Raw genomic sequence first — 18714 nt, forward strand, 5'->3', positions numbered from 1 at the left:
CTCAACACGGCGTCGCCTGATCGAGCACGGACGCCAGAATCATCGCGCCCGCGTTGCCCGGAACCGGCCGCGGATTCGGCGCATAGACGCGATCGCCGGGATGGATCTGACCGCCGCTCATCGCACACACGCCAGCGGTGCGCGCACGCATCGCGCGCCACACCTGATCGCCGTAGCAACAGCGCGTCGAGTCGCGCCATTCGATCGTCGCAGTCGTCGTCGACGGACGCTCGATCAGCTTCACGGCGACGCGGCGATCATCGATCTTCGTGACCGGACGCATCGGAGACGGCGGTTCGAAGCCCACGCCTCTGCTCAACGACTTCAATTGAACGACGGTTTGCGTCCACGGATCGAGGGCGATTGCTGCTTGTGCCATGTTGGGCTCCTTAGCGAAGAGTGGCGTGGTCGAGCGAAATCGTCTGCCAGCGCTTCGGCGTCGCACCGACGAGGCGCTTGAAAACGGTCGTGAAATGCGCCTGCGAACGAAAGCCGCAGCACAGCGCGACGTCGAGCATGCTGTGCGTCGACGTGCGCAACAGCGCCTGCGCGCGTTCGATGCGCTTCTGAAGCAGAAATTCATGCGGTCGCATGCCGGTCGCACGGCGGAATTGCGCCGCAAAATGCATGCGAGTGAGGCCGGTGCTCGACGCGATATCCGCGAGACTGATGTTCTGCGCGAGATGTGCATCGACGAATTCGGCGACGCGATCGATGCGCCATTGCGGCAAGGCCGACGGTTCGCGTTCACGGGCAGCGGGCAGCGCGAAATGACGCGCGACGAGCCGCGACACGATCGCGAGACTCACGCTCTCGATGAACATGTTGCCGAGCGCCGCGCCTTCGGTCCTGCACACGGCGAGCGCCTGCCCGAGCCGTTCGAGCGCGGGATCGCGGATCAGCCTCGGGTCGTCGAGAACGATATCGCCCGCATGCGGACGATGAAACCGGTCTTCGTAACACTCCGCCAATGCCCGTTGCGGGACGAACAGATGCAGCACGTCCATCGCTGATTCGAATACGGCGCTCACGCGTGTTGCGGGCGCTGTGATTTGCGCGACGCCTGCGGGCACGCGTCCATGCAGCAGCCTGCGGCCCGCGTGACGAAAGATCAGCGACGTGCACTTCAGATTCAGGCCGATGCAATGAAACGCGCCGTTGCCTTCGTTCGACACCTCCAGCGGCGATTCGCCCGGATGCAGCCAGCGCGACATCGATATCCGATGCGCGTGCAGATCGGACACCGGACTGCGCCATTGGTCTTCCAGATCGATCGGTGGGCGTGTTGGCAGATTGAGCGTCATGACGAGTCCGTGGGTTTAACTGCGTTGACTCGAAGTTAATCAAACGGAACCCGCGCGCCTAGCCGTACATAGGATTGCGTCAACCTATAACAAGGTTTGATACGCACATCGCGAGCCGGTAACACCTTCGTATGAGCACGTAAGACGCAAGCATGAGCCAGCTCATCCGCGTGTTGCATGTGACGCAGCCGAACGGTTCGTTCGACGGCCTGCGCGCCATGCGAACGTTTAGCCGATGCACCGATGGTTGCTGCGGTCTCGCCCCTTCGTAGGTGTAGCCGGGGCGCGCACCCGCCGATACAGTGTCGTCAAGGTCGCGACACGAACACGGACCAACGGCCTTGGAAAGGGAAGCCGAAAAAAGGATTTTATTTCGGATACCAGATTAATTAATTAGTTCAGTTCACTCTGGAGTCGATCATGAAAAAGCACCTCGTCAGCCTCACCCTCGTTGCCGCCACGCTCGCAGCGCCCGCTCTCGCCTTCGCGCAATCGAACGGTCCCGTGACGCGTGCACAGGTCCGCGCCGATCTCGTCGCCGTGGAGCACGCTGGCTATAACCCCGCGCTCGCGAACGATCCGTACTATCCGGCGGACATTCAGGCGGCTGAAGCCAAGATAGCCGCACCGCATGCCGACGCAACGCCATCCTATGGCGGCGTGCGGACTGGCAGCAGCGCGTCGGCATCGGGTGCATCGAAGCATGTCGCGATGAAGAGCGCGTGCGTCGGACCGGTCGACTTCTGCCAGCCGTTCTTCGGCAGCTGATCCATCATTCGCACTAGCGGAGTCTTTCAATGAAGCGAATCTTGCAAGCAGCGCCGATGCTGGCGTTGTCGGCCGGTCTGTTCGTATCGGCGGGCGCAATGGCTCAGGACGCTCACGCGCCTGTCAGAAACATCGTGCTCGTTCATGGCGCGTGGGTCGACGGCTCGGGTTGGAAGCCGGTCTACGACATCCTGAGCCGCGACGGCTACCACGTCACGATGGTGCAGGAACCCCTGACCTCGCTCGAAGCGGACGTCGCGGCGACCAAGCGCGTGCTCGATCTGCAGGACGGGCCGGCGATTCTGGTCGGCCATAGTTACGGCGGCTCGGTCATCACGGAAGCGGGCGTTCATCCGAACGTCGCCGGGCTGGTTTATGTCGCGGCGCATGCGCCGAACGTGGGCGAGGACGAAGGCGCGCTCGGCAAGAAAACGCCCAGCTTCCTCGCGAAGCAGACGGACGCCGTGAAAAAGACAGCGGATGGCTACACGTATCTGAATCCCGCCGTCTTCCCGAAAGACTTCGCCGCGGATTTGCCGCTCAGGCAGGCGGTGTTCGAATCGCGCTCGCAGATCCTGACGGCGGCGCAGGTCTTCACGACGCCGCTCACCGCCGCGGCATGGACGACGAAACCGAGCTGGGGCATCGTCGCGGGCGGCGACAAGATCATCAATCCCGATCTCGAACGCTGGTATTACGCGCGTGCCCACAGTCACACGACAGTCATTCCGGGCGCGAGCCATTCCGTGTACGAATCGAAGCCGCAACAGGTCGCGGCCGTAATCGAAGATGCCGCGAAACATGCGGTGCAGTGAGTAAAACGCGCGGCGCCGGGCAAGCAAGCCTGACGTCGCGCGCATTCTTCTGCGTTTTCGGCACTTGCCGTCGTCCCCGTCAATGCTTTAAATAGTGTGTGGCCGCGCGTGTCCCGCACGAAGCATCGAATGACCAGACGGAGGAAGCGATGGTTCGGCTCGTGATGATCCTTCTCGGCGTCGACTATCTGCGCACGCGCTGGCGCGCGGTGATGACGCTCGGATTGCTCAGTATCGCGCTCGGCGGCGTCATCTTCACCGACGCGCTCGACGGCTCGCTCTACTTTCCCATCGTGCCCTTCGTGCTGATGATGTTGCTCGAAGGCCTCGCCACGCTGGCCGTCGCATGGACCGGCATGGGCGGTCAACGCAAGCTGCGCTATGTGAAAGGCGCGACTTTCAGCCTGTCGGCGCTGCTCGTGCTGTTCGGCGGCGAGCACGGCAATTTCGTGCTGTCGCTGATCTTCGGCACGCTCTTTCTCGTCGATGGCGCCTTGCAGATCATCTCGGCGCGCGTGGTGCGCTTTCGCAAATGGCGGATCGCGATGGCGGGCGGCGTGCTCGAAATCGCCATCGCCATCTTTTTCTATCAGCCTTATCCCGATCACTATGCGGGCACCGTCGCGTACTGCGTTGCGTTCGGACTCTTTTTCGGCGGCTGGAACATGATCCTGCTCGCGGCGCGCGTGCGGCGCATGGCGGCGAATCCCGCCGTGGATGGCCCGAACGATACGGCCACGCAGGACGACACGGCTCCGGCCGCGCCTTCGTTCGCGGGCGCGGTCTGGGACGGGCCGCCCGCGCCCGACGAAGCCGCGTTGACGGTGCATGTGTGGACGCCCGTCGGCAGCGCGAAATCGCAGCCGAGAAGACAGTTGATCGTCGATCGCTATATCGCCGCCGTCGACAGAAACGGCACCATCTCGACCGGCCACGCCGCGCTGGAGTCGCCCGAGGGCGTGTACATCAGCCTGTATCCGGCGGTCGAGATCGACCGTTCGCCGAACGAATTTTCACGCACCTTGCGCGCGACGCGCGAAAACGACGTGCCCGGCCTCTTTCAGCCGGACTACGAAACGGAGTCGAAAGCCTGGTGCGCGTCGACGCACCGGGTGCGCATCCGCAACTACGATCCGGTGCGGCTTGCGCGCTTCTGGCAGGAGTATCGGCGCGACACGACGTACAACCTCACCTACCGCAACTGTTCGAGCTCGGTGGCGCGGGCGCTGGAAGCGGCGATCGAAGGCGCGTCGGCGCGCGTGTGGGGCAAGGGTGGCGGATGGAAACCGCTCGTGCGCATCATGACGACGCCCGAGTTATGGGTCGCCGCGCAAGTACGCAAGCGCGCCGCGACGATGGCCTGGACGCCGGGCCTCACGCTCGACTATGCGCGCGCGCTCAGCATGCTGGCGGACCCGCGTCACTCGGGCTGGGTGAAGATGGCGCGCATCGCGGTCGCGACGATGTATCGCTCGCGGCAGCGCTGGCGCGCCGAAGAGCACGCGGCGGCACGCGCTCAGGAGGAAGCCGCTTCGGCGACGGCTGAGCAGCGCACCGGCTGAAGCGGGCTCGATTCGATCGGCTTACTGATCGCCTGTCTTTTCGGCGGACTTGCGCGCCCGGCTTCCCCGCGATGACGTCTTGCGCGATGGCTTCCCGGCCTTCGCATCGGCAACGGGTTCGGCTGCGATCGGAGCGCTGTCCTGCGGCACGTCGGCAACGCTCTGCTTCGCCGCAGTCTTGCGCGCGCGACGCGGCGTGGCCGGCTTTTTCGGTGCGGGTGTCGGTGCCGCCGCGATTTCCGCCACAGGTTCGACAAACGGCTCGGGCGCGTGCGCTTCGACCGGCGCGGGCGCGAACGTTTCTTCCACGGCCATCACAGGTTCGGGCGCAGCGGCGCGTGCAGGCTTTCTCCCGCCGCGCTTCTCCTTGCGCCGGCCGTTTGCCGCGCCTTCGTGTTCTTTCGCCGGAGCCGGAGCGGAAGCCTGCGACTCGACCGGCCTCACATCCATCGGCGCGACCTGCACGGTTTGAGCGGAGCGAAACACGAACGCGCCGGATTTATCGTCGCGGCCGACTTCCAGCAAGCCGCGCGATTGCGCCTCGTCGAGCAGATTGCCGAACGCGCGAAAGCCGTATTGCGTTTCGCTGAAGCCCGGCTTGCGGCGCTTGATCGCGCTCTTCAGCACCGATGCCCAGATCTTGCCGCTTTCGCCGCGCTCCGATGCGAGCGCCTCGAACGTCTCGACGGTAATCGCGATCGCCTGCGACTTGCGCGACTCCATCTCATGCTTCGGCTGCCGCTCTTCCTCGGGCGCGCGCTTCGTTTCGCGCTGCTCGCGCTTGGCGATGGCGCGTTGCTGCTCGCGCACGAGGTCGTCGTAGAAAATGAATTCGTCGCAATTCGCGACGAGCAGATCGGACGTGGATTGCTTCACGCCCACGCCGATCACCTTCTTCGCGTTCTCGCGCAGCTTCGACACGAGCGGCGAGAAGTCGGAATCTCCGCTGATGATGACGAACGTATCGACATGCGATTTCGTGTAGCAGAGATCGAGCGCATCGACGACGAGGCGGATATCGGCGGAATTCTTGCCCGACTGGCGCACGTGCGGAATTTCGATCATCTCGAAGCTGGCTTCGTGCATCGCCGACTTGAAGCCCTTATAGCGATCCCAGTCGCAATAAGCTTTCTTGACGACGATGCTTCCCTTCAGCAGCAGGCGTTCGAGCACGGGTCTGATGTCGAATTTCTCGTACTTCGCGTCGCGAACGCCGAGCGCGACGTTCTCGAAGTCGCAGAACAACGCCATGCTGACGCTTTCCTGAGGTCCAGCCATATGATTCTCCCGCCCGTGCGGCATGTTTGGAATGCGCACATGATAGCGTGTCGACGCTGACGGGATGAGCGACGCCGGATCAGGCCTTGCCGTAACGCGCGGCGAGCGCGGCGAGATCGCGGCGGACCCAGTCGGCATCGGCGGCGAATGTGCCGTCGGACATGCCGGGTTGACGGAACAGCGTGAGCGCCACTTCAGCGCCCGCGCCGTTCTGATAGACGCGCAACGGAACGTAGACCTCGGCGCCGTCCGGCAGATACACGCGATGATCCATGATCCCGAACGCATTGTGTCCGGTGAAGCGGATCGTCACGTCGCCCTCCGGACCGCGTGCGCGCCAGTGATCGCCCATGTCTTCGAGCGTCGACTGCGTGAGCCCCGACGCCCACGCCGGAAAGACTTCCGGACGCCAGATCGCGTCGTAGAGCTCGCGCCAGTCGCGATCGATCGTCACGGTGAGGGTCTGCGTCTGCATCGTCACGCGAGGATTACGTTTCGATCTTCGACATCACCGCCGTGGCCGGATCGTAGCGATAACCCTTCTGCGCGAGCTGCTGCGCCATCTTGTCGCCGATCAGCTTCTGCTGCGCCTCCCGGAGAACGAGCTCGTGATCGGGCTTCAGACGCTCCAGTTCGACCGCGAGCCGGCGCATGAGCGCGACTTCGCCGGTGCTGCGGGCATCGATGAAAAGAATCTTCTCGTTGGCCACGTCGAGGCGCTGGCGCAAATCCTTCGCGTAGGTGACCCATTGCTCGGCGTTGGCGCGCAGGTCGTCGTACGCTTTGGAATGCGCCTTCGCCTGCGCCGCCACCTGACGCTGCAGCGATGCGAGTTCCGACTCGTCGCCCTGCTCCTTTTCGACGAGACGCTTCGCGAGATCGGTCGCGTTCTTCTCGGCGGTCTCGGCGCGCTCGCGCAACGCGTTGATGTCGTTCGAAGCGCGCGCGAGTTCCGCGCCCTGCTCGGCCTTCTGCTCCATCAGCGCGCTGATCTGCTTGCGGGCTTCTTCCAGCTCGCCGCCGACACGGCCGGCGTGATCGCGTTGCGTCGCAAGCTCCGCGTCGCGCGCAGCCGCGCTTTCACGCTCCGCTGCGAGCGCGGCGCGAGCCTCGTTCAGTTCTGCTTCCAGTGCGGCCACCCGCGCGAGATGTTCGCCCGCCTGCGCCTCGGCAGCCTGCGAACGCGCATGTGCCGCGCTCGCGAGCTTCGACCAGCGCTCGGCTTCCTCCGAATTCTCCTGCGATGCGAGGCTCAGCGCTTCGTGCTGCTGACGCGCCTGATCGCGCTCGCCGGCGACGCGCGCCAGTTCCTCGTCCTTGTCGGCGAGCGATGCGTTCAATTGCTCGTGCCGCTGATGCGCCTCGTCGCGCTCCCCGGCGATGCGCGCCAGTTCCTGATCCTTGTCCGCGAGCGATGCGGTCAACTGCTCGTGCTTCTGACGCGCCTCGTCGCGCTCCCCGGCGATGCGCGCGAGTTCCTCGTCCTTGTCCGCGAGCGATGCGTGCAGTGTTCCGTGTTGCTGACGCGCCTCGTCGCGCTCCTGCGCAATACGGGCGATGTCCTCGTCCCTGGCCGAGAGCGCCGCGTTGAGCGCTTCTTTCGCGCGACGCTCTTCTTCGAGCGACGCGTTCACGGCTTCCAGCTGAGCGTGTTCCGCCGATGCGCGCTGCGCCGCTTCCGCGACGCGCGTCTCGGCGGCCTGCGCGCGCGCCGTGGCCGCGTCGAACTCTTCGCGCAGACGCGCGGCGGATTCCTCCGAGGCCCGCAATGCGCTCATCGTTTCCGCCATCTGCTGACGGCTCTTCGCAGCCTCGTCGCCGGTCTTCTGGAATTCGGCGAGCGCTTCGTCGCGTTCCGTGATCGCGGTCGAAAGCCGCTGGTTCACGGCGGACAGGCGCTGACCGGACATGCGTTCGCTTTCGTCGCGCGAGACGGTCCAAAGCCGCCGCGCGACGTTCACGAGGGTTTCGGCAAGGTCGTCGGGAAGTCCGGTCTGCGCCTGCTGCTGCGGCGCGTCCGGAGAACGCGCCTCGCGCCAGCGCTGCAGGCCGGCGGCAATGGCGACTATGGAGCCGCGTCCGGCTTCGGTCCAAACGGTGACGGGGGAAACCTTACGGCCTTCTTCGGTCAGGCGATCGGCGATCGACGCAATCTGTTCGTCGGTGATGTTGTCTACGTCTGTGGGCATAAGCGCCTCGAAAATCAATGGCGTCGCACTCAAAAAACTGCGATACGTTGTTACATTCGGCTGAATCCGCGCGGGGCGGAAATGGATGATACCCATTTTCGGGCTTCACCATTCCGCAGCAGGCTACATGCCGTCGAAATTGGGATTTTTTCAGCGTGAGTGTATCGCCTGAATGGCCTTGATATTGAGACGTAACGGGTTATTTCCCAAAATGCATCGAGCCCGAACGCGTAATCGGTCCGGGCTGCCGAAAATCGGTGAATCGGCGGGATTACGGCTTCGCGAAAACCGGGCCGAGGCCGATGACGTCCGTATCCGCCGGACGCGCGCCCGACGCGGCACCGCCGCTCGCCGGCGCGCCGTATGCCGTCAGGCCTTTCGCGGCGTCCACGCGCGCCTGAGCGGCCTGAATGTTTTGCGGATATTGCGTCTGGTCGCTGGCGGGGTCGTAGCCGGCCTGTTCCAGTTCGACGAGTTGCGCGCGCACTTCGGCGCGCGTGAGCGGCTGGCTCGATTGAGCGAACGAAAGAGCGGGAAGCGCGACAGCAGCGGCGACGATGAGCGATTGAACGAGTTTCATGACTTACCTCCAGAGTATGTAAATGGAAGGCCGTCTTGGCGATTCGCCGTGTGTTGCGAATCGTTCGGCTTGGAGGTATTTGAACGCGCGGACGTATCTGGCTTGTTTCGCGAGACGCGGATTATGAAACGTCGTGTGTCGGCATTCGGTGCGGATACAGTGCGATACAAAACCGGCTTATCGGTATCGGAAAAAGAAACGATCTGAATCGCGCGCGGGGCGCCCGGCGGCACGCCCCTCGCGCCAGACGGCCGTCAAGCCGCGAAACGCTCCTCGCGCGGATACGCCTTGCCGCGGCTCACCGCCGCGAGCGCCGCGAGGCTGATCACCGCCGTGAACATCATGTAGAAGCTCGGCGCGGCCTTGCTGCCCGTCGCACTCAGCAGCCAGATGATGATCGCGGGCGTGAAGCCGCCGAACACCGTCACGCCGATGTTGTAGCCGATCGACATGCCCGTCGCGCGCGTCGACACCGGAAAGATCTCCGACATCAGCGCCGGCAGCGCGCCAAAATAGATCGCCTTCAGCAGCGCGAGCCACGCGACGAGCGCAAAGAGCGCCGCCACCGACACATGCGACACGACATACGCAAACGCCGGATAACCCGTCACGAAGAGCAGGAGCGCGGCCGTCGACATCTGCTTCACCCGGCCGATCTTGTCCGAAAGATGGCCCGCGAACGGCGTCACCAGCGTCAGCATCAGACCCGCGACGGTGCTCGCGGCGAATCCCGTCGATGCATCCAGATGCAGCTCGCGGATCGCGAACGTCGGCACGTATTGCAATAGATAGTTCACCGCCGTCGATACCGTCAGCGCGCCGATCGAGATCAGCAGCAACGACTTCTGCTGCGTGAAGACATCGCGCACGGGCGTGGACGTGTGCGCCGCCTCGGTGAAATCGGCCGCGTCCTGCAGATAGCGGCGCAGGAACAGACCCGCCGGCCCGATCAGCAAGCCGAAGAAGAACGGAATGCGCCAGCCCCACGCGGCGAGTTCGGCGGCGGGCATCAGCTTGGCGAGCGCGAAACCGAAGATCGACGCGAGCAGCGTCGCGAGCCCTTGCGTCGCGAATTGCCAGCTCGCGAGCAGGCCGCGGCGGTTCGGCGCGTGCTCGATCAGCATCGCCGTGGACGGACCGAACTCGCCGCCCGCCGAAAAGCCCTGAATCAGCCGCGCGATGAACACGCCCGCGGGCGCGATCAGGCCGATCGACGCATACGGCGGAATCACCGCGATGATCGCCGTGCCGATCATCATCAGACCGACCGACATCATCAGCGCGGCCTTGCGCCCGCGCTTGTCCGCGTATGCGCCGAGCACCATGCCGCCGATCGGCCGCACGAAATACGACGCGCCGAACGAGCCGAACGTGAGCAGCATCGACGCCGTCTCGTTCGCGGCCGGGAAGAAGTTCTTCGCGATATACACCGCGAAAAACGCGTAGATCGCGATATCGAACCATTCGAGCGCGTTGCCGACCGAAGTGGCAAGCACGATCTGCGTCAGGCTCAGGGGCTTTTTGTTCATCATGTCAGCGTGTCGTCAATGACGTTCGGTCGATATCAATGCGCGCGGCGCGTGGCGACGATCGCCGCGCCCATCTCGCCCAAGTCCCACCAGAGGCCCGCCATCACGCCGAGCGATTCGCGCATGACGGAACCCAGCACGTGTTCGTTCGGCGCGTGCTGGTTGCAGGCGGGATACGAATGCGGCACCCAGAGCGTCGGCAGGCCGAGCGTCTTCGCGAAGACATCGTTGGGCACGGTGCCGCCCAGGTTCGGCAGCAGCGCGGGCTTCTTGCCGGTCGTCGCGCGCATCGAATCGAGCGCCCAGTGCACCCACGGATCGTCGAGATCGAGGCGCGTGGCCGGCGTGCCGCGCGTCGCCTTGACCGTCACTTCGGCGAAGCCGTGCGCCGCGAAGTGGCGTTCCAGATGCGTCTGCAGATTCTCCCAATCCGTGCCGACGACGAAGCGCAACTGGCACACCGCTTTCGCGAACGGCGGAATGGCGTTGACGGGCGCATCGGCGTTGCCGGATTTCATCGCGAGCACTTCGAGCGCGTTCCAGCCGATCACGCGTTCGGTCGGCGTGAGGCCCGGCTCGCCCCATGTCGGATCGATCTCGGGCGAGCTTTCGTCGCGGCCCAGTTCGATATCGGCGAGGGCTTCGCGCACCGCATCGGAAATCGGCGGCGGCCGCAATCCTTCGACGACGATCGCGCCGTTACGATCGACGAGGCTCGCGATCGCATGCGACAGCACGACGGCCGGATTGCGCAGCACGCCGCCCCAGTTGCCCGAGTGATGACCGCCTTCGCGCAGATTCACCGTCAGTTCGAACGGCACGCCGCCGCGCGAGCCGAGAAAGAGCGTGGGACGTTCCGCCGATACGCGCGGCCCGTCCGACGCGATGAACACATCCGCCGCGAGCGCCTGCTTGTGCGCGGCGCAGACTTCGTCGAGACCCGGCGAGCCGATTTCCTCGCCCGTCTCGAAAATCACCTTCACGTTGTAACCAAGCTTGCCGTCGCGCGCCTCCAGCACCGCCGCGAGCGCCGCGAAATTGACCGAGTGCTGGCCCTTGTTGTCCGCGGTGCCGCGACCGTACCAGCGGTCTTCATCGACGACGATTTCCCACGGCTTCAGGCCCGCGCGCCATTGCTCGTCGTAGCCGCGCACGACGTCGCCGTGACCGTAGGTCAGCACGGTCGGCAAATCACCGGACTCGTGGCGCTCGGCGATCAGGAACGGCGGGCCGCCCGCGACCGGGTTCCCGATGACGCGCGCCGTGAAACCGAGACGCGCGAGCGTGTCGCTGACTTCATCGGTCAGATAGGCGTTCAGCGCGGGGTTCTCGCCGTTCTGGCTCTCGGTGCAAAACGCGACGCGGCGCGTCAGATCGGCGAAAAACGCGCCGGAATCGAATGTCTTGCACGCAATGGCGATGGCGGTTTCGCGAGTGTTTTGCGGTTCTTTCACGACGTCTCCGGAAGTGGTGTCTACCCATACCGGCCAAGTCTAGAAACGTCAAAAATTCGCGACAATTTCAAAATTTGCGACTAGCATTGCCAAAAAGGCAACGCTCGGGGAAGCATCGTGCTGCATGGCATCGCACTCAAGTACTTCGTGGAAGTCGCGCGCTCGGGTTCCCTCGCGGCGGCGTCGGAGACGCTGCACGTCGCGGTATCGGCGATCAGCCGGCAGATCGCAAAGCTGGAGGAACAGGCGGGCACGCCGCTATTCGAGCGCATGCCGCGCGGCATGGTCCTGACCGAAGCGGGCGAACTGCTCGTGCAGCACGCGCGCCGCGCGCTCATGGATGGCGACGCGGTGCTCGCGGAGATATCGGAGCGGCATGCGCTCGGGCTCGGGATCGTGCGCATCGGCTGCACGGAAGGCTTCACGCGCTGCTTTTTGCCGAGCGTGATGGCGTCGCGTTATCGCGAGCATCCGCGCACGCGTTTCGTGATGCGTTCGGGCACGCCGGGGCAAGTCGAGCATTGGGTGGCGAGCGGCGAAGTCGATGTGGGACTCGCGTTTTCGACGTCGACATCGACGGCATTGAGCGTCGAATACAGCGTGAAGGCGCCGGTTTGCGCGCTGCTGCCGCCGACGCATCCGCTGGCCAGCAAGACCAGCATCACGCTCGACGATGTTCTTCAATATCCGACCGCCGTGCTCGATCGCGGGACCACGGTGCGCCAGTTGATCGACTGGTGCTGCTCGGCGCGCGGCGTGTATCTGGAGCCGGTCCTCACGAGCAACAACTCGAGCGCGATGCATCATTTCGCCGCGCTCACCGGCGCGATCACGCTCGGCAGCGCGGTGGCGCTCGAAGGCGATCCGGGTCCGCCGACGCTCGTCGCGACGCCCATCGACGAGCCCTTGCTCAACGAGCGTCTGCTGCAAGTCACCGTGATGCGCGAGCGGCGTCTGCCGCCTGCCGTCGATCAGTTTCTGAAGACGCTGACCGCCGCGTTGCGCGAGAGTCTGGGTGCGCCGGCCGCGCGCGCGACGAGAAAAAAGCGTTAGCGAGTCACTGCGTCGCGATCCACCACGTCGTGCCGGCGCTGTCGCGAAAGCCGCCGCGGAAGTCGTCGTCGGCACGTTTGCGCTCGGGCGCCTGCACGCTCTGCGCGCCGTTTTGAATCGCGCGGTCGTAGATGGCTTGCGCGTCGCGCACGTACACGTGGATGTGCGGACCCTGCGATTGCTGATCGGTCGCGCCGCCGCCGATCATCACGACGCTGTCATCGATGCGCACTTCGGCGTGCATCAGCGAGCCATCGGGACGATCGAAGCGGCGCAGCAGTTCGGCTTCAAATACGCGTTCGAGAAACGCGATGATCTCGTCCGCGTTCGCGCAGACGAGATAAGGACTGACGGAGGGATAAGTCGCGGGTTTCCAGTCGGGCATGACATGCCTCGCAGGCGTGGTGACAAGGCTAGTCAGAGTAGATGAAACCCGCGAGGACTTCAAACGCCTTCGACCACGTCGTCCAGCTTCTGCACCGCCGCCTTCGGCATCTCCGCCGTCGCCTGCGGTGCGGGCTCAAACCGATGCACATCGTGCGTCACGAAGCCCAGATCGTGACTCGGCACCTCGAACCATTCCGGATGCCCGAACGAGCGGCGAATATCTTCCAGCCCGCTCGCCCAGTGCTCGCCCATCGTGTCGTTGCTGAACTCGTAATCCTTGTAGTGCCCTTCGAAGAACTTGTTCTTGTAGATGAGATGCACGACGTTCACCGCGCCGCCATCCGCGACTTTCTGCGCCTCGCGCAACAGCGGATGCGAGCGGCGCACCTTCTCCGGAACATGCTCCAGCAGTTCCTTGATGAGCCGCGCATGCTTCTGGTTGTGCGAAACGAAGTCGGTGATCGCGCGCGTCCGGCTCGAATACTGAATGTCCTTCGTGCGCTCGCTGATATCGAGAAAATCGCCCGGCAACGTGCCGCGCGCGCTCCACAGGTCCACCTGGAACACGAGCGTGTCCTTGTGCTGGCTTTCGCGGAAAATCTCCGTCAACGGCGTATTCGATACGAGCCCGCCGTCCCAGTAGAACTCGCCGTCGATCTCGACAGCCGGAAAGCCCGGCGGCAACGCGCCGGACGCCATGAAGTGCTCGGGCGCGAGGCGCATCTTCGTATTGTCGAAGTACACGAGATTGCCCGTGCGCACATTCACCGCACCCACCGAGACACGCATCGCGCCATCGTTGATGCGATCGAAATCCGCGTACTGCAGCAGCGTCGCGCGCAATGCAGACGTATCGTAAAAGCTGACGTCGCTCGGACGCCTGCTCTTCGTATGCGTCAGCGGCAACTGCACGCGCGGCGAGAAAAAGCCCTTCTGCCCTTCCGTGAGCGCGCGCGCCGCCGCCCACATGCTCGAAAACTTGCGGCCGATATTCGCAAAGCCGAACGCCGCGGGCATGAACGCGCCCACGTGCCCGACGAGATCCGCGGGCTGGCAGATCGTGTTCCAGAAGCCGCGCAGCGCGGCCACGCGGTCTTCGGGCGCATTGCCGGCGATGATCGCCGTATTCAGTGCGCCGATGGAAATGCCCGACGTCCATGTCGGATCGATTCCGACTTCGGCGAGCCCTTCGAACACGCCGGCCTGATACGAACCCAGCGCGCCGCCGCCTTGCAGCACGAGGCAAACGTCATCGTAGTCCGGCAGCGCGACGTGGTTCGCCTGCGTGAGTGTGTTGCGTCGACTGCGGCGCATGGATTCTCCTTATCGTTATTGCATGAACCAGCCGTGACTCACGACGACCGATTGCCCCGTCAGCGCATTCGATTCGAAGCCCGCGAGGAACGCGACCGTATTCGCGACATCGGCGACGGTGGTGAATTCGCCATCGACCGTTTCCTTCAGCATCACGTTCTTCACGACTTCGTCTTCGGAGATGCCGAGCGCCTTCGCCTGCTCGGGAATCTGCTTCTCGACGAGCGGCGTGCGCACGAAACCGGGGCACACGACGTTGGCGCGCACGCCACGCGATCCGCCTTCCTTCGCGACGACGCGCGCGAGCCCGAGCAAGCCATGCTTCGCCGTTACATAGGCCGACTTCAGCTTCGATGCCTCGTGCGAATGCACCGATCCCATATAGATGATCGAGCCGCCCTTGCCCGACGCATACATGTGCTTGATCGCGGCTTTGGTCGTGAGGAACGCGCCGTCGAGATGGATCGCGAGCATCTTCTTCCAGTCGGCGTACGCATACTCTTCGATGGGCGCGACGATCTGAATGCCCGCGTTCGACACCAGCACGTCGATGCCGCCCAGTTTCGCCACCGTCTCTTCGATGCCCGCGTTCACGGCGTCTTCGCTCGTCACGTCCATCGACACGGCGATCGCCTTGCCGCCCGCCGCGACGATGCTGTCCGCGACCTGCTGCGCGTTCGCCAGATTCAGATCGGCGATGACGACCGCCGCGCCATCCGATGCGAGCTTTCTCGCCGTCTGTTCGCCGATGCCGCTCGCTGCGCCCGTCACGAGCGCGACTTTTCCTTGCAGTGCCATTCGATGACTCCTTTGCCGTTGTTATTGATTGACCGCGAGCTTGAGCTCGTCGTGCGGCGCGAGATAGTCATACGCGACTTCGCCGATATCGAGCGTGAGATTCGCGATGACATGCCGCGCGCCGACGACCTTGCGCACCGGCAGCGCCGAGACCGGCGCGAGCGCATGCGCGTGCAGTTCGAGCGCGGCCGGGCCTTCCCATGCGCCGATCACGCTCACGTCGCGCAGAAAGAAGCGCACGAGCTCGCACACGCGCGCGGTGCCGTCGACATGCGGCAGCACTTTCAGCAGATAGTTCGGGGTATCGGCGAGCTTCTTGCGCTCGGCTTCGAGATCGAGCGGACGATACTTGTAGCCCATGGTGCCCGTCGCGATGCGTTGCGTGCCGTAATCGAGCGTGCCGAGCAAGGTGTCCTTGCCATCGACGGAAAGACGCGGCGACGCGAGCTTCTTCGGAAAGCCCCAGATCTCGCGGCCGCCCGCGATCGGACCTTCGTCGTCGAGATACATCGCGTGCGTATAGCTGCCCTTCCTGCCGTCCGGATCGATCACGGAGATCACCTGGCCGCTTTCGGTGTAATCGCCGAAACCGGATGAATCCGGCATGCGGATGAATTCGTAATGCACGAGACCGTTGTCGACTTCGAGCGGCTCCGGAACCACGGCGCGCAGCGCGTCGAGATCGGTTTCGTAGGAGATGATGAAGTACTCGCGATTGAGGAAGCGGAACGGCGGACGCGGGTAGGCGGGATTGTGCACAGGCATGGCGAACGCATTCCTGCGGATGTCGTCTTCTTTCACTGGATCGTTCCTGAGTTGAAAACAGGCACGATAGTAGAGGCAGTTGATGACATTTGTCGCTGACGGCAGGCAGCGGTCGCGCCTCTATCGAAGCAGTGCGAAACGACAAAAAACCCGCTGCGTCAAAGCCTTATGTACGCGCACTGACGAATTGCATTTTTTTGTGCAATATACTGTTGCTTCAGCAGCGCAGACACGGCAGGAACCGAACCGATGCCGCGCGGCTCTCAAACGCGTGAGCGCGATCGAGGCCCACGCATTGCGTTGTCCCTTTTGAAGCCATCTCCTTCAAGCGAGCCTCCGATGAAAACGTCCTTGAAAAAATCTCTCGTGCTTCTGGTGCTGGCGGCATTCGCGGCGCCGACGCTGTCGTTCGCGGCCGCGGATTATCCCGACAACAAGCCGCGGCCCGCTTATCACAAGAAAGGCCAGAAGCATCATCACAAGAAGTCGAGCACGCCGCCCGCCTCGCAGACGCAATAACGCGGCACTGCCCATAGAGGCACGGGCGTCCGTGCCTTTTTCATCGCGCGCCGTGCGATATCAGGCGGCTTCGATCCGTCGCGCCGCGAGGCTCAACATGCCTTCGAGCACTTCGATATCGACCGGCTTCACGAGGTGATCGTCGAAGCCGGCTTCCTTCGTGCGCAGCCGGTCCTCGGCCTGACCCCAGCCCGTCACGGCGACGAGCATGACATCGCGATGACGATGACACGCGCGAATCTGGCGAGCGACCGCATAGCCGTCCATCTCCGGCATGCCGATATCGAGCAGCACGAGCGAAGGCGCGACACGGTCGATGGCCTGCAACGCCTGCGCGCCGCCGTAGAACACCGACGCCTCGCAGCCCAGCAGATTCAGCACCGAACCGAGGCTCTCGGCGGCATCGCGATTGTCGTCGATCACTATGACCTTGAGGCCGCCGTAGCCGCGTGCGTCGGCGTGCTTGCCGTTCTGCGCGATCGCCTCGCCGCTCGCCAGCAGCGGGAGCGAAACGGCAAAGGCGCTGCCCGATCCGGCGCCTTCGCTCTTCACGGAAATCGCACCGCCGTGCAATTCGACGAGATGCCTCGCAAGCGCAAGCCCGACGCCCAGTCCATCGCCTATGGCAGCCGATGGCCGCAGCCGCCCGAAGAGCGTGAAAAGCCGTGCCTGATCGCCCGGCGCGATGCCGATGCCATGATCGACGACGCGCACGACCGCCGCATCGTCTTCGCGGGCGAGCGAGACCTGGATGAGATCCGGCGTCGGTGAATACTTCGCCGCGTTGTTGATGAGATTCGAGAACACTTGCGCGAGCCGCACGCCGTCGCCATCGACGATCATGCGTTCCGGCGCGAAGCACACTTGCAGCGTATGCCCGCCCGCTTCGACCGCGGGACGGCTCAGTTCGAGCGCCGATTTCAGCGCATCGGCGACATCGATGCGATCGCGTTGAAGCTCGAGCGCGCCGCTCGTGACGCGCGCCACTTCCATCAGATCGTCGACGAGACGCACCATGTGATCGACCTGGCGATCGAGCATCGAAAGCACATTGCCGGCCTGATCGGCGTTCTTGCTCACGCGCAGAATCTGCAAACCGTTGCGGATCGGCGCGAGCGGATTGCGCAGCTCGTGCGCAAGCGTTGCGAGGAAGCGGTCCTTCATGCGATCCGCTTCCATGAGGCGCGCCTCGCTTTCGCGCAGCGCGCGCTCGGCGTCCTTGCGCGCGGTGACATCGGTCGCGGCGCCGAACCATTCGGTGACGTGTCCGTTGTTATCGAAGATCGGCACGGCGCGCGACAAGGTCCAGCCGAACGTGCCGTCCGCGCGCAACACGCGATGCTCGAGCTCGAACAAGTTGCGCGATGCCATCGCCGCTTCTATCGCACGCAAAATGACGGGCTGATCGTCGGGATGAATGTACGTGTTGAGCCATTCTTCGCTGTCGGACAAGGTGTCCGCGAGAAAGCCGCGGCCGTCGAGCGCGCGCATGCTGCTCCAGTCCGCGCTCATGCGATACACGGAATACGACGCCGATGTCACCAGCGCCCTGAAGCGCGATTCGCTCATGCGCAGCGCCTCTTCCTGTATCGCGCGTTCGACGAGATCCGCCGCCTGCCGCGCGAGCACATCGAGGAGACGCAATTGCTTCACGTCCGGCTCGCGCACGTCGCGCCAATGCGTGGAGATCATGCCGAGCAGCACGCCGGTGCGCGAATGCAGCGGCGTGGTCTGCACCGCGCGAATCCCGGTCTCGCGAAAGATCAGATAGTCGGTCGTGCCGCGCACCAGTTCGGACGCTTCGATATCGGGAATGATGACGCGATCGCTCGCCGCCCATGCGGCGCCGCAACTCGTTGTCGAATCGGCGTCCACTTCGCGCCAGCGCTCGCAGGCGAGCGGCGTGAAGCCGTGCTGCGCGATCAGTTGCAGCACTTCGCCGCCGTCCTCGCGCCGGCTCAGCAACTGAATGCTCGCGAAGTCCGAGCGCAGCAGTTCCTTTGCCGCGTCGACGGTGCGTTGATAAAAACTGGAGGCGTCCCGATTCACGAGCAGATGCAGACAGAGTTCGTGCAGGATACGGCGCTCGCTCAGATCTGCCTGAAGAAGATCGATGACGTCCTGCTGCGATTCGTCTGGCAGCGGGCGACGCACGATGGCGAGCGACGCCGAATCGGTATTGGGCGGCTTCATGCTGATCGACGACGCAAGCGGTAGGAAGGCAGGCATTTTATAGCGAATATCGCCGCCCCAATTCGCTACGTGCGCCTTAAACACCGGGCGATAGACCGCTCGGCAAAATCAACCGGATGACGCGTCGCGTGATCGGCGTAGAGTACCGCCTGTACGTACTTTTTCGTTCAGAAACAGGCAGTATTTTCCGCAGCGCTCGATGCGTG

The 18714-nt window shown here is 64.1% G+C and carries 18 protein-coding genes; 5 read left to right on the top strand and 13 right to left on the bottom strand.

Features of this window, described 5'->3' with window-relative positions:
• Position 1: 1 nt before the first annotated feature.
• Positions 2 to 379, bottom strand: coding sequence for a DUF3331 domain-containing protein (locus AWB76_RS05900; RefSeq protein ID WP_061159191.1), 378 nt, complete (start codon positions 377 to 379; stop codon positions 2 to 4).
• Positions 380 to 389: 10 nt separating this feature from the next.
• Complete coding sequence (locus AWB76_RS05905) at positions 390 to 1304, bottom strand: helix-turn-helix domain-containing protein (protein ID WP_061159192.1); 915 nt, start codon at positions 1302 to 1304, stop codon at positions 390 to 392.
• Between the two features lie 420 nt (positions 1305 to 1724).
• Here AWB76_RS05905 and AWB76_RS05910 point away from each other — a divergent pair, with 420 nt between their 5' ends.
• The 3 genes from AWB76_RS05910 to AWB76_RS05920 all read left to right on the top strand — a co-directional run bounded on the left by AWB76_RS05910 (position 1725) and on the right by AWB76_RS05920 (position 4449).
• Positions 1725 to 2072, top strand: coding sequence for a DUF4148 domain-containing protein (locus AWB76_RS05910; protein ID WP_061159193.1), 348 nt, complete (start codon positions 1725 to 1727; stop codon positions 2070 to 2072).
• A 29-nt stretch (positions 2073 to 2101) separates the two neighbouring features.
• Complete coding sequence (locus AWB76_RS05915) at positions 2102 to 2887, top strand: alpha/beta fold hydrolase (RefSeq protein ID WP_061159194.1); 786 nt, start codon at positions 2102 to 2104, stop codon at positions 2885 to 2887.
• A 149-nt stretch (positions 2888 to 3036) separates the two neighbouring features.
• On the top strand, positions 3037 to 4449 hold the full coding sequence (locus AWB76_RS05920; protein ID WP_061159195.1) for an HdeD family acid-resistance protein: 1413 nt from the start codon (positions 3037 to 3039) through the stop codon (positions 4447 to 4449).
• Between the two features lie 21 nt (positions 4450 to 4470).
• Here the strand turns inward: AWB76_RS05920 and AWB76_RS05925 are convergent, their stop codons facing one another.
• The 6 genes from AWB76_RS05925 to AWB76_RS05950 all read right to left on the bottom strand — a co-directional run bounded on the left by AWB76_RS05925 (position 4471) and on the right by AWB76_RS05950 (position 11479).
• On the bottom strand, positions 4471 to 5727 hold the full coding sequence (locus AWB76_RS05925) for an NYN domain-containing protein (RefSeq protein ID WP_074171293.1): 1257 nt from the start codon (positions 5725 to 5727) through the stop codon (positions 4471 to 4473).
• Positions 5728 to 5806: 79 nt separating this feature from the next.
• Positions 5807 to 6202 carry a hypothetical protein gene (locus AWB76_RS05930; protein WP_061159197.1) on the bottom strand — a complete coding sequence of 132 codons (396 nt, stop codon included), beginning with the start codon at positions 6200 to 6202 and terminating at the stop codon, positions 5807 to 5809.
• 13 nt (positions 6203 to 6215) lie between these two features.
• Positions 6216 to 7916 carry a DNA-binding protein gene (locus tag AWB76_RS05935; RefSeq protein WP_061159422.1) on the bottom strand — a complete coding sequence of 567 codons (1701 nt, stop codon included), beginning with the start codon at positions 7914 to 7916 and terminating at the stop codon, positions 6216 to 6218.
• Positions 7917 to 8187: 271 nt separating this feature from the next.
• A complete protein-coding gene (locus AWB76_RS05940; RefSeq protein WP_061159198.1) occupies positions 8188 to 8496 on the bottom strand; it encodes a DUF4148 domain-containing protein in 309 nt (102 codons plus the stop codon).
• Positions 8497 to 8750: 254 nt separating this feature from the next.
• Entirely contained in the window at positions 8751 to 10028 is a 1278-nt protein-coding gene (locus AWB76_RS05945) for an MFS transporter (RefSeq protein WP_061159199.1), read from the bottom strand.
• Between the two features lie 32 nt (positions 10029 to 10060).
• Complete coding sequence (locus AWB76_RS05950; RefSeq protein ID WP_061159200.1) at positions 10061 to 11479, bottom strand: M20 family metallopeptidase; 1419 nt, start codon at positions 11477 to 11479, stop codon at positions 10061 to 10063.
• A 117-nt stretch (positions 11480 to 11596) separates the two neighbouring features.
• On the opposite strand from AWB76_RS05950, the gene AWB76_RS05955 reads away from it, so the two are divergent.
• Positions 11597 to 12532, top strand: coding sequence for a LysR family transcriptional regulator (locus AWB76_RS05955; RefSeq protein ID WP_061159201.1), 936 nt, complete (start codon positions 11597 to 11599; stop codon positions 12530 to 12532).
• Between the two features lie 4 nt (positions 12533 to 12536).
• On the opposite strand, the gene AWB76_RS05960 is transcribed toward AWB76_RS05955, so the two are convergent.
• Genes AWB76_RS05960 through AWB76_RS05975 form a run of 4 tightly spaced genes read right to left on the bottom strand, consistent with a single transcriptional unit; the run spans position 12537 to position 15832 of the window.
• A complete protein-coding gene (locus tag AWB76_RS05960; RefSeq protein ID WP_061159202.1) occupies positions 12537 to 12917 on the bottom strand; it encodes a VOC family protein in 381 nt (126 codons plus the stop codon).
• Between the two features lie 59 nt (positions 12918 to 12976).
• Entirely contained in the window at positions 12977 to 14233 is a 1257-nt protein-coding gene (locus AWB76_RS05965) for a DUF3734 domain-containing protein (protein ID WP_061159203.1), read from the bottom strand.
• 15 nt (positions 14234 to 14248) lie between these two features.
• Positions 14249 to 15031 (bottom strand): 3-hydroxybutyrate dehydrogenase, encoded by a 783-nt coding sequence (locus AWB76_RS05970; RefSeq protein WP_061159204.1) that lies wholly within the window; start codon positions 15029 to 15031, stop codon positions 14249 to 14251.
• 21 nt (positions 15032 to 15052) lie between these two features.
• On the bottom strand, positions 15053 to 15832 hold the full coding sequence (locus AWB76_RS05975) for an acetoacetate decarboxylase (RefSeq protein WP_074171294.1): 780 nt from the start codon (positions 15830 to 15832) through the stop codon (positions 15053 to 15055).
• A 303-nt stretch (positions 15833 to 16135) separates the two neighbouring features.
• Between AWB76_RS05975 and AWB76_RS05980 the strand changes: the two genes are divergently transcribed.
• The gene (locus AWB76_RS05980) at positions 16136 to 16315 is read left to right on the top strand and encodes a hypothetical protein (protein ID WP_061159205.1); all 180 of its coding nucleotides are present in this window, start codon (positions 16136 to 16138) and stop codon (positions 16313 to 16315) included.
• A gap of 60 nt (positions 16316 to 16375) precedes the next feature.
• On the opposite strand, the gene AWB76_RS05985 is transcribed toward AWB76_RS05980, so the two are convergent.
• Positions 16376 to 18508, bottom strand: a complete 2133-nt coding sequence (locus AWB76_RS05985; protein ID WP_061159206.1) for a hybrid sensor histidine kinase/response regulator — start codon at positions 18506 to 18508, stop codon at positions 16376 to 16378.
• Between the last annotated feature and the right edge of the window lie 206 nt (positions 18509 to 18714).

It is taken from the genome of Caballeronia temeraria, assembly GCF_001544795.2.
GTDB lineage: Bacteria > Pseudomonadota > Gammaproteobacteria > Burkholderiales > Burkholderiaceae > Caballeronia > Caballeronia temeraria.